Origin of the sequence: Methanosarcina sp. (assembly GCF_028693135.1) — an archaeon.
GTDB lineage: Archaea > Halobacteriota > Methanosarcinia > Methanosarcinales > Methanosarcinaceae > Methanosarcina.
The window spans coordinates 127,257-142,341 of record NZ_JAQUVZ010000004.1 but is presented as its reverse complement, the minus strand read 5'-3'; the positions used below and the strand labels follow the sequence as shown (position 1 = coordinate 142,341).

10 protein-coding genes and 1 tRNA gene are annotated in these 15,085 nt (G+C 44.2%); 4 read left to right on the top strand and 7 right to left on the bottom strand.

Going from position 1 to position 15,085, the window contains the following annotated elements:
* Positions 1 to 27 precede the first annotated feature (27 nt).
* The 4 genes from PHF18_RS03395 to PHF18_RS03380 form a co-directional block, all read right to left on the bottom strand.
* The gene (locus tag PHF18_RS03395) at positions 28 to 1,530 is read right to left on the bottom strand and encodes an RtcB family protein (RefSeq protein ID WP_300098298.1); all 1,503 of its coding nucleotides are present in this window, start codon (positions 1,528 to 1,530) and stop codon (positions 28 to 30) included.
* Positions 1,531 to 2,105: 575 nt separating this feature from the next.
* A complete protein-coding gene (locus tag PHF18_RS03390; protein ID WP_300098294.1) occupies positions 2,106 to 2,546 on the bottom strand; it encodes an archease in 441 nt (146 codons plus the stop codon).
* 133 nt (positions 2,547 to 2,679) lie between these two features.
* The gene (locus PHF18_RS03385; protein ID WP_300098292.1) at positions 2,680 to 3,291 is read right to left on the bottom strand and encodes a CDP-alcohol phosphatidyltransferase family protein; all 612 of its coding nucleotides are present in this window, start codon (positions 3,289 to 3,291) and stop codon (positions 2,680 to 2,682) included.
* 215 nt (positions 3,292 to 3,506) lie between these two features.
* Positions 3,507 to 4,118: an aldolase gene (locus PHF18_RS03380; protein ID WP_367279134.1), complete on the bottom strand. Its 612-nt coding sequence runs from the start codon at positions 4,116 to 4,118 to the stop codon at positions 3,507 to 3,509.
* 130 nt (positions 4,119 to 4,248) lie between these two features.
* On the opposite strand from PHF18_RS03380, the gene PHF18_RS03375 reads away from it, so the two are divergent.
* Positions 4,249 to 4,322 (top strand) — tRNA-Thr (locus PHF18_RS03375).
* Between the two features lie 70 nt (positions 4,323 to 4,392).
* On the opposite strand, the gene PHF18_RS03370 is transcribed toward PHF18_RS03375, so the two are convergent.
* On the bottom strand, positions 4,393 to 5,334 hold the full coding sequence (locus tag PHF18_RS03370) for a hypothetical protein (RefSeq protein WP_300098290.1): 942 nt from the start codon (positions 5,332 to 5,334) through the stop codon (positions 4,393 to 4,395).
* Between the two features lie 206 nt (positions 5,335 to 5,540).
* A complete protein-coding gene (locus PHF18_RS03365; protein WP_300098288.1) occupies positions 5,541 to 6,284 on the bottom strand; it encodes a HesA/MoeB/ThiF family protein in 744 nt (247 codons plus the stop codon).
* Positions 6,285 to 6,847: 563 nt separating this feature from the next.
* Here PHF18_RS03365 and PHF18_RS03360 point away from each other — a divergent pair.
* Together PHF18_RS03360 and PHF18_RS03355 are read left to right on the top strand one after the other, a co-directional pair.
* On the top strand, positions 6,848 to 8,359 hold the full coding sequence (locus tag PHF18_RS03360; RefSeq protein ID WP_300098286.1) for an AAA family ATPase: 1,512 nt from the start codon (positions 6,848 to 6,850) through the stop codon (positions 8,357 to 8,359).
* A 43-nt stretch (positions 8,360 to 8,402) separates the two neighbouring features.
* Positions 8,403 to 10,196, top strand: a complete 1,794-nt coding sequence (locus PHF18_RS03355) for a VWA domain-containing protein (RefSeq protein ID WP_300098284.1) — start codon at positions 8,403 to 8,405, stop codon at positions 10,194 to 10,196.
* Positions 10,197 to 10,287: 91 nt separating this feature from the next.
* Here the strand turns inward: PHF18_RS03355 and PHF18_RS03350 are convergent, their stop codons facing one another.
* The gene (locus PHF18_RS03350; protein WP_300098403.1) at positions 10,288 to 11,034 is read right to left on the bottom strand and encodes a hypothetical protein; all 747 of its coding nucleotides are present in this window, start codon (positions 11,032 to 11,034) and stop codon (positions 10,288 to 10,290) included.
* A gap of 1,092 nt (positions 11,035 to 12,126) precedes the next feature.
* Between PHF18_RS03350 and acnA the strand changes: the two genes are divergently transcribed.
* On the top strand, positions 12,127 to 14,934 hold the full coding sequence (gene acnA, locus PHF18_RS03345; RefSeq protein WP_300098281.1) for an aconitate hydratase AcnA: 2,808 nt from the start codon (positions 12,127 to 12,129) through the stop codon (positions 14,932 to 14,934).
* The last annotated feature ends 151 nt before the right edge of the window (positions 14,935 to 15,085 follow it).

Genomic DNA, 15,085 nt, shown 5'->3' with positions numbered 1-15,085 from the left:
GAAAAAGAAGGTTAAATTTCTGCCAATTTAACCTTTTGCGACCCCGATCGGGATAACTCTTGCAACCTTGCGGGCAATACCAAGCTCGTGGACAACATTTACGACTTCACTGCTAGACTTGTACACGCCAGGAGCTTCTTCCGCAATTACGGAGGGGTGAGTTGCCCTTACAGTTATTCCCTGAGCTTCAAGGTTATCTTTTATGCTTTGCCCGTGGAACTCTTTCTTTGCGTGTGCCCTGCTCATAATCCTCCCGGCTCCATGGCAGGCACTTCCGAAAGAAACGTTCATGGCCTCTTTTGCACCGCAGAGTATGAAAGAAGGCGTCCCCATGCTTCCAGGAATTAAAACCGGCTGTCCCACATCCCTGTATGCGGCTGGAACTTCAGGGTGTCCGGCGGGAAATGCTCTTGTTGCCCCTTTTCTGTGCACGTAAACCTCTTTTTTCCTGCCGTCAATGTTATGTTCTTCCAGTTTTGCTACGTTATGAGCAACATCATACAGGAGGCTCATTCCCAGGTCATCGGCATCCCTGCCAAATACCTTTTCAAAAGACTCACGCGTCCAGTGAGTGATCATCTGCCTGTTTGCCCAGGCATAGTTTGCAGCGCAGAGCATTGCTTTGAAATAGTTCTGTGCTTCCCTTGACTGAGCCGGAGCACATGCAAGCTGCTTGTCCGGAATTTCAATCCCGTACTTTTTCACAGCCTGAGAAAGTTCTTTTAAGTGGTCCGTACAGATCTGATGCCCTGCACCTCTTGACCCGCAGTGGACCATTACCGTAACCTGGCCTTCTTCAAGCCCAAAGGCCGAAGCCGCTTCCCTGTCATAAATCTCGTCCACATATTGGACTTCAAGAAAGTGGTTGCCGCTTCCAAGAGTGCCTATCTGAGGTTTTCCGCGGGCTCTTGCCTTTGTGCTCACATGAGAAATATCTGCTCCTTCCAGGCAGCCGTTCCCCTCACAGTGTTCCACGTCCGCTTCCACACCATACCCGGCTTCTACTGCCCACTTTGCACCCTCAAGAAACACACTGTCCAGTTCCCGGTCAGAAGCCCTGAACCTGCTTTTGGATCCGACACCTGAAGGTACATTATTAAACAGCTCGTCAACCAGCGTTTTTATTTTAGGAACTACATCTTCTTTTTGAAGGTTTGTGCGGATTAACCGCACCCCGCAGTTTATATCAAAACCCACTCCACCGGGACTGATAACTCCTTCCTCTGCATCAAAAGCTGCAACGCCTCCTATAGCAAAACCGTAGCCCAGGTGGGCATCAGGCATTGCCATTGAATATTTCTGAATGCCAGGAAGAGTTGCCACGTTTGCAATCTGGTCGATAGTATCGGGATCGATGCCTCCAAGCAAATTTTCGGATACAAACAGGCGCCCCGGAACCCTCATATTAGGAATGTGCCCTCTCGGGATTTCCCAGCTGTTATCGGAAAGCTTCAGAACCATGCTTTTTATGTCTCGAGGTACACTTTCCGTGCCCAATTCCTCAGTACCGATATCTTCACTCTCTACCATAATTGATGCTCCCTACTCCTTTACGTGTTATGAATATAATCTCGATATGAATATAATCTCGATATGAATATAATCTCGATATGAATATAATCCTGATAAATATACTCTTGATATGAATATAATCCTGAAATTACTCATTTACCTTACGTTTCCTTAATGATCTACAAATTAATCTGGAAACACAAATAATATACAATTATTCAGACTGCTTTAAAGACCAGCATTTTACGAAATGCCTGGAAAGAGTATAACTCGAGAATAACAAGCCGTTAGAACCTGATTGAATTACTTAATTAACATAGCGAGTTAACTTAAATTAGGCTGGGTTAAACCCACTTAACCGGTTAAGCGTCATAGGTTAATTTAGAATATAAAAATTAACTCCAGATTTATAGCTCAGGATAATGATAATAATTCACGTACATGAAGATATGTATGGCTCAAAATAGTAGAAATAAACAGGAGGCATATATGAGAGTCATGCATAGCAGCTAGATCCTCCATCCATGCATAGGAAAATCAAAAAGCAGCTACAAATTCCAGCCATACATAAGGAAATCAAAAAACACTGATTCTTAAATATCAACAACAACCTGAGCCATCCAGCCATCGGCTGTCTTCTCGAGTTCCAGCTGATTATAAGTGACAGCTTTAATTTCAGTTTCAAAGGGGTGGCTTCCGGGATAGTATTGTTCACCTGCTGCCAGGGCTTTTATTGAGTATTCACCTTCTTCTTTCCGGATTTCCTCTACCCGGAATTTCCAGAAAACAACCTCATCGACCTCAAAAAGATATAAAAGCTCAGAGAGCCAGTCCACAAGCAGAGATTCCAGATCAGGGGACTTAAGGAAAACATCTCTTGCCGTCTCTCCTGAAACCTTCCCGGTGTCAATTATAACATTGAACATAGCAAGAGCTGCGTTTTCAAATACCTCTTCCAGCGTATTTCCATAAGCCCGGAACTTTACATCTGCAGTGTGTTCCAGATACTCATACTTTTTTCCTTGAGACGGCATAGCCCAGTATTGGATTTTGTCTTACATTAACCTATCCGCCTCAGAAGCCTGTTTTCAGGCATCAAAACGATTTAAAAGAGATTTATCAGGCTGAGCCCAAAAAACAGCTAAAATCAAAAAACGCTGAAAGGCATCAGTCCAGCCTTTTCCAGATATAAATAATCCGCTGGATTGCAGTAATATGGCTGGTCACAGCGATCAGGACAACCGCCCAACCCAGGATGGTAAAACCTGCAATCGAAGCCGGATAAATCGAATTGGCGAAAGCGGCGAGAATTATGACTACAAGACGGTCAGCCCTGCCCATGATCCCTCCGTAATACCTTCCGAGATTGAGTGCCTGGGCCTGAGTCCCGAGATAACTCGTAAGAAGCACGCCTACGATTGCCGCAACCCCTATCTGCCAGGACACATAACCTGCAAAAAAAATGCTGCAGATAATAAACACGTCCGAATAGCGATCGATTACGTGGTCGAGGAAATCGCCCCTCGGTGTTGCCCTGTTGGATTTGCGCGCAATTACCCCATCCAGGGCATCAAAAAGCGAGTTAAACACTACCAAGATGCCTGCTAATAGGGTAAGTTCATTATATACAGGAGAATAATAAAAACTGAGTCCCGCAAAGAAAGCACATATAAGGGAAACTATGGAAATCGTATCAGGTGAGACCTCATATCTTATGAAAAAATCTGCCAGTGGATCAATAACTCTCGAGGCAACGGGTCTCAGGGCATTAAACGTCATGGTGCTTGGAATCTTCCTTTTAGTTTTATATCCGTTATAGAAGACAGGCCTGAAAGAATGACAGCTTATCCTGGGTCTTATGCCGATCTGGATCTACTTATTTATAATATTTATTTGTTTACCTGTCTTTTGGTATTTATACTTAAGGCTGTAAGTTTGATTATCAGTGCACTCCATAGATAATACTTACTCATCTCACATTTCACTTCTTATTTTCACTTTTTTACGGCTGCCAGCTCATAAAGGTACTTTACTCTGCAGGAGTGCTCAAGCTGCGTGGTCACGATATAAGCCTCTCCCAGAGTCCTTCCAATGGCAAAAGTCCCATGGCTATAAACCACAGCACCCCTGTGTTCTGAAAGCGCATCTGCCAGGTTTTCGGCAAGCTCCCGGCTCCCGATCCCGCCGCCTACCACAGGGATATTCCCAAGGAAATACTGGCCTTCACTATCCACAGGAACAATCACTTCCCCGGCTCCGGCAAGCAGAGACTCCACAACTGCATAAGAGCAGTGGGCATGAATTATTGCAAGGGCAGAGGTCTTCCTGTATATCTCCCTGTGCACTACAGTCTCGGAAGATGCAATTATGTCCAGGGATGAAGTATCCTGAATTTCTACCTCAACAACATTATCGACGGTGATCTCGTCAAGGGCAGTCCCGCTCCGGGTAATAAGCATCTTATCCCCGGCTCTGACACTGATGTTTCCAAAATTTGATTCCACAAGCCCGTGTCCTACCAGCTTGCGCCCATATTTTGCCATTTCCTGCCACATCTTATGCGAGATATAGATAAAGAGTGCCATAAGGTTTATGCGCCGCAACATTCTGACAACAACAAAAACAGGGAAAAGGGAGACAGTTAAAACACTGTGGAAAACTTCCGAAAGGGGGATTCTGCCATAAAGTTTATCTGTGAGTATTGTATTTAGATAAGTCTGCAATCAGCTTCATTGTGCCTCGTTGGCTCAGCCCGGCAGAGCGAGTGACTTGTAATCACTAGGTCGCGTGTTCGAATCACGCACGAGGCTTCTTTCTAATTTTTGTATATGTTGCCCCTCGATTTTAGATATTTTTTCAGGCATCTATACAGGTCAGAGTTTATCTTTCTAGTAACAACGCATCAATCCCATTATACAGCCCTCTCAGGGCTATGCTGAGTCTGCGGACTTCAACCTGCCACACCCTTTTACTGATCTGCCCATTCCCCCCGGCTTTAACAGCTGCTATCCAGGCGTACCTCCGGGCTAATTGTTCATTGTTGGAAGGGGAATGAAAAATATTTCCCGTTTTCTGGTTACTGTATTTTTCATTAATAAGAAATTCATAGATCTCCTGAACTCTTTTGAGCAGGGTTTGTTCACTTTCGGAATCTGAAGCTCCAAAAAGGACAAGACTCCAGAGGCGAAACTCCACCTCATGACGCTCAGATAAAAGTTTATTAGAGCTGGAGATCTCAAGCATCTTTCTGAACTCAAGATAGATATCCGTATTTCCAAAACCAGAAGGTAGAGTGTTTCCTAGCGAGATCATAAGATGAATACACTCATGGAAAAGGATTCTGGCTATAAGGAACTCAACTCTCTCCTGCAAGTTCCAAAATCTGGTTACAAGAGTCTCATCCCAGAGCTGATAGGGGTTAACAAGGATTACAGACCTGTAAACAATCTTTTTTTCTTTCCGGGAAACCAGACGTTTGGGATAAAGAACCACCCCCTGCATTTTCCCGAAAAACTGAACCCTGACAGCCAGGTCCCAGCAACATTCCCATTCCCCGGAATTTACACACTTTACCCTGTAGTATTTTCCATCAAAATTAACCTTCTCAAGCAACCGGTACATATCCTTACTATGTGCCTTTATCAATGACTTCACTCTGGATTCTCGATAGATTCCAAGGTCAAGATAAGGGACGTTCGGGACAGAAGAATAAGAGAAATAAGGTGCATATGGATTCAGATCATGAAATCCCTGAGGCAGTGAGCCTGGATTGTCTTGCCAATTACCATCTTTGGCCTCAACTGGCGGGACCTTCCGTTTCATAAAATATCCTCCTATGACATATCCCATAAGATGTTATAAGATATTATTACAAAGGATATATAAAAAAGAATCAACCCGCAGGAAATTAAAAAAAAGGTTTGTCCTTCTTGAGAAAAGGCAGAGGCATATTTAGGCCCATTCGTCCCCAGGATTGGGCATTCACCCCTCATTTAATTATATTTATTCTCATTTATTCTCATTTATTTTCATTTATTTTCATTTGATTCATTAAGATATCCGCAAACGGGACAATTATTTAACTTTGAGAGAGAGATTTCACTGAAATTTCCTGAAAGCCCGTTCCAGAATAAGAGTCGGCTTTCCAGAAGCTTTCCTTTTCCAGTAAGAAACTTAATTGTTTCATTTGCCTGAATAGAACCGATAATACCCGGAGTTGTTCCAAGGATCGGGAAAACTTCCTTTCTGGAAATTCGTGGGAAAATGCAATAAAAGCAGGGGGTTTTTCCAGGAATGATTGTTGTGACCTGCCCATCATACCCTGTAACTGCCCCATGAATTAAAGGAATTCTCCTTTTTACGGCAAGCCTGTTAAGCAGATGTCTCGTTTCGAGGTTATCAAGGGCATCGACAATAATATCACATTCAGGAATCAGGGATTCAATGTTTGATTCGGTAAGCATTTCCCCAATGGTTTCAACCTCAATTCCGGGATTCATAGAAAGAAGCTTTTCCTTTGCAGATTCTACCTTAGCTCTCCCAATATCCTTCTCATGGTGGAGAAACTGCCTGTTCAGATTACTGAGATCCACCGAATCAAAATCTGCAAGAATTATTTTCCCGACCCCGGCTATTGCGAGATATGTGGAAATGGGGCTTCCGAGTCCGCCTGCACCGGCAACCAGTACTTTCGCATTTTTCAACTTTTCCTGCCCCTCTTCCCCGAAAAGGAGGATCTGCCGGCTGTATTTTTCACGCTCAAAATCATTCATGTAAGATTTTCCTGAATATTCTTCTAGAATATTTATTTTGCTGGTCAGTCTCCGAAAATGCTATTATCCAGAGAAGTTAAAAACCATTCCATTAGTGATTGATTTCTTTATGCATAACATCTTCGGACAACAGAGAACAGGCAAGGAATAAGTAAAAGCTTTGATAAAGAGAGTAAAATGTGAAGCTTTGATAAAGAGAGTACTCCAGATTCAACTGTTTAGAAATGATTAAAATATAATATCAAGGGGTTTTGTTGCCAAGAATGATTATTTTAGGAATGGAACTAGAGATCAATTCCCAAACTGAAAATTAGAAGTTATATTTTTATCATTCCTTAAGGTAAAAAGGCATTCACTGAAAAGGAAGGATAACACACAGGCATATTAGAGGTTACGAATCAGAATTTTTTTGGAAAAATTAATTAAGGCAAGGCCCATAAAAATAGTTAAATCATTTTTAAGATTACTGGAGCCGGGTACTGCTGCTCATTATTACAAAGCCCCTTTACAGGTTTAACAGATGAGATGCTGGAAAAGAGAGAGTTATAAAGGTTTTGAAATTTATGAAAGTTCTGGATTTAAAAAATACTATCCTCAATATTAAACAGGAATTCTCTGGCTACTTTAAAGAGCGAGATGCTGAAATCAACGGTTCTCTTCTTGCGCTGCTCTCGGGAGAACACGTTCTTTTGCTGGGCCCTCCGGGAACTGCAAAAACCCTGCTCGCAAACAAAATCTGCGAAACTATCGAAGGCGGAAACTTTTTCCATTACCTCCTTACTCGTTTTTCAACTCCGGAAGAAGTATTTGGACCGCTTTCTCTAAAGGCGCTTGAAAAGGACGAATTCAGCCGGAGAGTAGAAGGCTACCTGCCAACTGCGCATATCGCCCTTCTTGACGAAATTTTCAAGGCTAACAGCTCTATCTTAAACAGCCTTCTGACAGTTCTGAACGAGAGGAAGTACCATAACGGCAAGGAAGTCCTGGATGTTCCTCTCTTTTCCGTTTTTGGGGCTTCCAACGAACTGCCAGAAGAAGAGGAAAACCTTGAAGCCCTTTACGACAGGTTCCTTTTCAGGTATAGTGTGGACTATATTCAGCATGAAGAAAACCTTGAAGACCTCATTTTCGAAAATACAGAGGATTTCCTGCCTTCAACGAAACTCTCGGTTGAAGATATAAAGGAAATCCAGACGAAAGCAAGGGATATGCGTGTAGACCCCGAGGTCCGGGCAATTATAAGAGGGCTGAGAAGAGAGCTTAAGAACTCCAATATCTTCGTTTCGGACAGGCGCTGGAAAAAGATTATAAATGTGCTCAGGGTCGCTTCAGCCGTGAATGGGCACACAAGCGTAAACAGGATGACTGTTGTCCTGCTCCAGCACATGCTCTGGGACCTCCCTGAACAGAGGGAAACGATCAGGAAACTTATCCTGGATAGAGTGGTCTCCGGAGGCACTGATACCGGAAAGCTCAAACAGAATGTGCTTGACCTTAGAAATTCCGTATACAGTTGCCTGCAGCAGGAACTCCCGGACCCCGTATCCTGCAATAAGTGCTTTGAAGAGGAGAAAAAGACGATAGGTGGCGTGAGAGCATCCAGGTTTACAGGGGTGAAAGCCACAAAAAATCTCACATTTAATAATGCCCTTGATTTTTTAAAGCACCATACCGAGTTTCCGACCCATACCTACAGTTTCGGACTTGAGTACAGCAGCATTAACGGAGCGCTGAGCTTCGAAGCCGTGGCAGGGCAGTTCCGCCAGAGGTACGATTTTGAGTTCAAGCTAAGCCTGGACTACGGAGACAGGAAGCTCTATGAAAAAGAGTACGAAAACCTTGAAGAAAGGCTGAACTACTTCAGAAAGCAGGTGCAGGAAGAAGAAAAAGCCCTTGAGGAAACCCTTCGGGAAAATATATGGGTTTCCGGACAGGACAGCAAGGAAATACTGATAAAATACCGCTCCAAAAATACGGATATTTATGAGATTGCAAGCCATCTGAACGAAATCCGGGCCCTGCTCGAAAAACCAAAAATATTTGATGTGGAACTCGAAAAAGCAGAAGTTGCCTAAAGGAAGGTTTTAAAAAGCCTGAAAAAGACAGGAAACAAAAAATATGCAGGACCAGAAAAGCTCGAAAAGAGGTATCAAAGATCTATACGGATCAGCCCAGGCGTTATCTTTTGATCAGGCGTTTAACCCCTCTACTATATTGAATATAGAACTGCGGGAATTTCTGGTAACTCCCCGAAAAGTACCTTACAGGCTCAGGGAAGAGATTGCAGAAGTGCTTATTTATGAACTACTCTCAGGAAAAAACTACGAAATAAAGGACGAAAACCGCTTTATGGAGAAGTTCGGGGCATTTTATCCGGTTTTTCTTAGTATGAGAAACCAGCAAGTCTGGGAAGAAATAAAAATCCTTGCAGGAACCAACCGTATGGCAGGGATTTTTATCCTGAAAAGTCTGCTGGAAGAACTTTTTACGCTTCTTGGAGACTACGAAAAAGTAGAAAAAGACCTGTTCAAAAAATCCCATCGAGGGCTGGAAAAAACTCTAAAAGCCCTGAAAGAGCTTATCAGTGAAACTCAAGCAGTATGGGAAAGGAGCAGGCTGGAAAGGATTGAAAGCCCTAAATACCCTGACTGGCAGAGAAATACGAACGGGTGGCAGGACAGAAAACGACCAGACGATAATAACCAGAGAGCAGAAGATAATAACCAAAGAGCAGATGATAATAAGGGAATTTTCCTTAAAAATGCTGAGAATCGGACAGCGAATAACCAGGGACAGGACAAGGACCAGAACCAGAACCAGGATCATGCGCCCGAAAATACGTTGGCGTCGGAAAGACTTGCCTCAATGACCCACGAATTCATGTTCAGCGAAAAGGCTGGAGAAGCAGTTGACTCTTTAATAGGGGAAAAGATAGCTGTAAAGCTTGAGGAGCTTATCCCTGTCCTCGAAGACCACTTAGACATGCTTGATCTCCTCTCAATGCTCTTTCCGGGAAGAATGTGGGACTACTCCTTACAGGCCCTGCACAGGGAATACTTCGAAAACCTTGAAAAGTATGCGGCAATCCTCAGAAAAAGTTCTGACCTGCATGAGATTCTCGAACAGGTTGGTAGAATTGAGCTTGAGTACGGCTCAAAGAAACTTCAATTATCGCCGCACAGCCGAAGTGAAGTGCACTCAATTACCTTTTCAGGTGATATCCAGACCCTGCTTCCGGTAGAAGCCGTAAAACTCAAAAACCCCGTCCTGAAGCTCAAGTTCTATGCTGACATGCTCGAAGAAAAACTCCTTACATACCAGCTCAGAGGGAAAAACTGGAACTCGAACTCTGCAGGTAAAAAAAGAAAAGGACCTGTTGTTGCCCTGGTTGATACCTCTGGTTCCATGCGTGGAGCCCCTGAAATTCTTGCAAAAGCCATGGTCCTGGCAATTACGAGGAGGATGTTAAGAGAAAACAGGGATGTCAAAGTAATTCTTTTTTCATCGAAATGGCAGACAGTTGAGATCGAGCTTACGGCTAAAAAACACATGGGCAAAGAGTTTCTGGAGTTTCTCAAATATACTTTTGGGGGCGGAACGGACTTCAATACGGCTCTTCGTGCAGGGCTCAAAGCAATAAAAGAAGAAAAAACCTATCAGGGAGCAGACCTCCTTTTCCTTACCGACGGTGCCTCCGAACTCTCAGAAATACCCCTTATCCGGGAATGGAATGAAATAAAAGCCGAAAGAAAAGCCCGCATATTTTCCCTCATAATAGGAAACTATGATGCAGGAGGGCTGGACCAGGTCTCAGACCATACCTATATTATCCCTGATGCCGGAAACTGGCAGGCTGAGGAAAGCCCTGCAAGGTTTATAAAAGAAATCAGCAGACCTGTGAGGATGTATTAACTGATTGGGGAAATGAAAGAACAACTTTAGTGTAAATTGAGATTATTGGGTTCTCACGTCTAATTATAAAAACAGGACCGGAGATTTACAATTAACGTCTGCGTTTAAAACGCCTGCTCATCTCTTCTATGAAATCTTCCAGATCTTTCTTACCTGGCGTTTGATGTTTGTAAATACTTGACAGAACAACAAATGCCGCCTTTTTACCTTTGTTGGAATTCTTAAGCAGACCGATCTCGATCACTGTAATTATCACTTCAGAGATCATCTTGCGGTCCCCGGGACTTAAATTACTCCACTTATCATTGAGTTTTTTCGAAGAGCCCTTTACTGACTCCTTACTCTCGGAAGCTATTGTTGAGGCTTTTGAAGAGACGGTTTTTGAGATTTTTATTACCCGGTCCCTCCCACAGGAGGCAGTTTTCGAAACCGTCCTGAAAGCTCTTCCCGGAATATCTTTCAGCCACTCTTTTTCGTAAGCATAAGAGCTCCCCCTGGTGTCTCTTGAAAATCTGCCTTCGGAAGTTCTGCTTTCCAGGATTTTGCGAATTTCGTCAAAGATTTCAGTGATTTCCTCCTTAGATCTCGTTCTAAGGTATTCTCTGAGATTTTCGATCAGTTCGGAGTCCGGTTCGGCAGAATAGTCTTCTTCAGAATAATCTTCATCAGATGCAGGGTCTTCTCTGACCTCGACAAAGTCAGCATCAATTACAGGACAGGACCACATGAGAGAGTCGCGTAAAGAATCCTTCCCGGACCCACGGCTTTTCCTGAGCCTGCTGCCGGAACTTGAAAATTTCCTGAATATGTCCTGTTTATTTTTGAGCAAGAAAATCACATCCATGCCTGTTATGAAGCAAGAATTACTCGACTTCTATCGAAAATGTTCATAGCCTGAAATGGTTTCAGTATCATCTTTACCACATATATGGTTCGTAATTACATAAACAGATTTCATTCCGGGGTTTAATATCTTTTTCTGTTTACATTGCGGCGAAATCTCAAGTTATCGTACAGGAATACTGTAAACCCGGAACTGTCATACTGAAACGCTGGTAGTAATGAAACATCGTGTGAACATCTCGTATAAACATCGTATAACCTTCGTGGCAACATATACAGTTCCGGGAGCTGCAGGAGATTGGACGCTTTCAATCCTTCCCAAAAACACTGAAAACTTTGATTACACAATTACAATCAGGGACGCAAAAGAATAAACGGCCCCGTTTCCCCTTTTTTTGGTTTATTTCTCTATAAAATGCCCCCTTTTTTTAGATTCATTCCCGATCCATTTCCGATCCATTTCCCTCTTCATCAGATATTCAGGATGCTGGAGGAGCCTGGAATCTGTTTATAGACCCCTGAGAATGCAGAACCGACGAATTCAGAGATTTTGAAGAAGCATTTAATATCTCTCTACCCGGATTTCAATCCTTTTCCTGTCCACCTCTCCCTTGCCCCTGCTAAAACAGTATGTGGGGATACATAATTCTGGATATTCATATCCCAAAACCCTGACGGACAGGTTTTTGAAAGCTGAAACGGTCGATGGTTATTATAATAGATAACATATAATATTGAATGGCATATAATTAAATTGGGCATAATTCCCAGGAAAAATCAAAAAAACCTGTCTTTAAAACTTACCTTTTATCCTGCAAGTGCTTGAAAACGAGGAAGAGCTGGAAAAGAGCCCCTGAATATATAATTGAAATAGAATACCGAGAACCGGGAATCAGGTGGGGGAAGGAGCGATAAACTTCTGGTCTCCAAAAAAAGGAAGATAACAAGCCCGAAGGAATAAAATAGTCTCAGGGACAAAAGAGAGGAAGTTTCATAAGATAAAGAGTTAATGGGAGAACATTAGCCACGATTATCTTTAATCCATACTTATCTTTACTTTATATTTTTGCTGGAGGTAAAAAATACAATGAGAGAAGGCCTGGACCCCTTTGGGGTAAGAGATAGCATCGAAACAACTGCCGGAAAAGCTACGATTTACAGACTGAGCAAACTGGAAGAAAAGGGCTTTGAAGGGATTTCCCTGCTCCCCTACTCTATAAGGATCCTGCTGGAATCCCTGCTCCGGCATGCGGACACTCAAACAACTATAATAACTGCAGAAGATATAGAAGCCCTTGCCAGCTGGAGCCCTGAAAATATAAACGAGAGGGACATTCCGTTTATTCCTTCAAGGGTAATCATGCAGGACTTCACAGGGGTTCCTGCGGTAGTTGACCTGGCAGCCCTCCGCTCGGCAATGGAGCGTCTTGGAGGAGACCCTTCAAAAATCAATCCTGTAATTCCTGCTGACATGGTCATTGACCACTCGGTTCAGGTGGATTCCTACGGAACCTCATATGCCCTTGAGGAAAATGAGAAAAAAGAGTTTGAACGCAACAGGGAGCGTTATACCGTCCTCCGCTGGGCACAGAACGCCTTTGACAATTTCAGGGTCGTACCCCCTGGAAGAGGGATCATCCACCAGGTGAACCTTGAGTACCTGACCCCTCTCGTGCATCTGAAAGAGACAGAAGGCGAGTTATTTGCATTCCCTGACACTCTTGTTGGGACTGACTCCCATACCACAATGATCAACGGGATAGGCGTGCTCGGCTGGGGAGTAGGCGGCATAGAAGCCGAAGCCGTAATGCTCGGTCAGCCTTACTATATGCCTGTTCCTGAGGTTGTGGGCTTCAAACTCTATGGAAAACTGGGACCTGGTGTTACTGCCACAGATCTCGTTCTTACGATCACCAAAATGTTAAGAAATCATGGCGTAGTCGGCAAGTTTGTCGAATTCTACGGGCCCGGCTTGAATTCCTTAAGCCTCCCGGACAGAGCAACGATTTCAAATATGGCTCCGGAATACGGGGCAACGCTCGGGATTTTCCCGCCTGACATGGAGACCTTAAACTACCTGAGGAGAACAGGCAGGAGCGACGAGCAGGTTGACCTTGTGAAAAAGTACCTGGAAGCACAGGACCTTCTTTACTCTATCCACAAGCCTGAACCTCTTTTCAGCAGCACTCTAGATCTTGATATGGGTACTGTAAAGCCCTGCCTTGCAGGACCAAAACGCCCTCAGGACCAGCTCTTCCTTAACGAGGTCTCTGAAAATTTCCGTGAAACAATGAGGCAGACCTTTATAGGAAAGAAGGAAGGAGGTGTTGAGCTTGCCAGAGACTCTGCCTATCTGCGCTGGCTGGGAGAAGGAGGAGCACCTGTAGAAGAATCCGAAGAATCGGGCAAGGATGAGGCAAAAAAGGTTGACTCCAATGAGAGAGACTTCAGGGTCACACATGGTTCCGTAGTGATCGCAGCTATCACTTCCTGTACCAATACCTCCAATCCTTCAGTCCTCATAGGAGCCGGGCTGCTTGCAAAAAATGCTGTTGAAAGGGGGCTGAGGGTTAAACCCTTTGTGAAAACAAGCCTGTCTCCAGGCTCAAGAGTGGCTACTGAGTACCTTGGAGCCGCAGGTCTTCTACCCTATCTGGAAGCTCTGGGTTTCCACCAGGTTGGGTACGGCTGTACGACCTGTATAGGGAACAGCGGGCCTCTGCCCAAACATGTTTCAAAGGAAATTGAAGAAAAAGACCTTACAGTTGCAGCCGTACTCAGTGGAAACAGGAACTTCGAAGGCAGGATCAACCCCCATGTAAAAGCAAACTACCTTGCCTCCCCTCCGCTTGTTGTTGCATATGCAATCGCGGGTACAGTGAACATAAACTTTGAAACTGACCCCCTTGCTTACGACCCGAACGGGCTCCCTGTTTATCTCAGAGAAATCTGGCCTGGAAACGAAGAGATAAGGGAAGTCGAAAAGAACAGCGTTAAGCCTTCAATGTTCAAAAAAGAGTACTCAGGGGTTCTGGAAGGCGCAAAACTCTGGAAAGAGCTGGATGTACCTGAGGGTACCCTCTATGCCTGGAGCCCTACATCCACCTACATTCAGGAACCGCCCTATTTTGTGGATTTTCCGCTTACTTTGCCTCTGCCGGGAGATATACAAAATGCCCGGGTTCTTGCTCTTTTCGGGGACAGTATCACTACAGACCACATATCTCCTGCAGGGGATATCCCGGCAGACAGCCCGGCAGGCAGATACCTGATATCCTGGGGTGTGGACCAGAAAGATTTCAATTCCTACGGCTCGCGCCGGGGCAACCATGAAGTAATGATGCGCGGGACTTTCGCGAACATCCGGCTAAGGAACAGGCTTGTAACCAGGGAAGGAGGCTGGACTGCCTACCACCTGAAAGGAGAAGACTTCCCACCTGAGTCCTCCAAGGGAATTCCGATCTACGATGCATCTCTGCTCTATGAGGAAAACAATGCCCCCCTGATTGTTATCGCAGGAAAAGAGTACGGAACAGGTAGTTCCCGCGACTGGGCAGCAAAAGGGACATTCCTCCTTGGAGTAAAGGCGGTTATTGCCGAGTCCTTTGAGCGCATCCACAGAAGCAACCTTGTGGGCATGGGAGTTCTCCCTCTGCAGTTTAATAAAGGGGATAACGCAGATACCCTTGGTCTCACAGGAAAGGAAAGCTACGATATCCTCGGTATTGAGAAAATGGAGCCACACGGAGAGCTTCTCGTAAGGGTAAAAGACGATAAAGGAAAAGAAATAGAGTTTAAGGTCGCGTTGAGGCTGGACTCTGCTGTAGAGATAGAGTACTACAGGAACGGTGGAATTTTGCATAAGTTCCTGCGGGATTCGGTGAAGAAAAAGTAATATGTCACTTATGCCATAATGGCATAAAAATTATTTTTAGAAGGTTCCGCGCCTTAATAAGGATTCGTCTTTTTTTGGAACCTTTCTTATTATCCTTATTGCACACGGGTTATTTTACCTAAAATGTGTATTTTGAAGAAGAACAAATTAC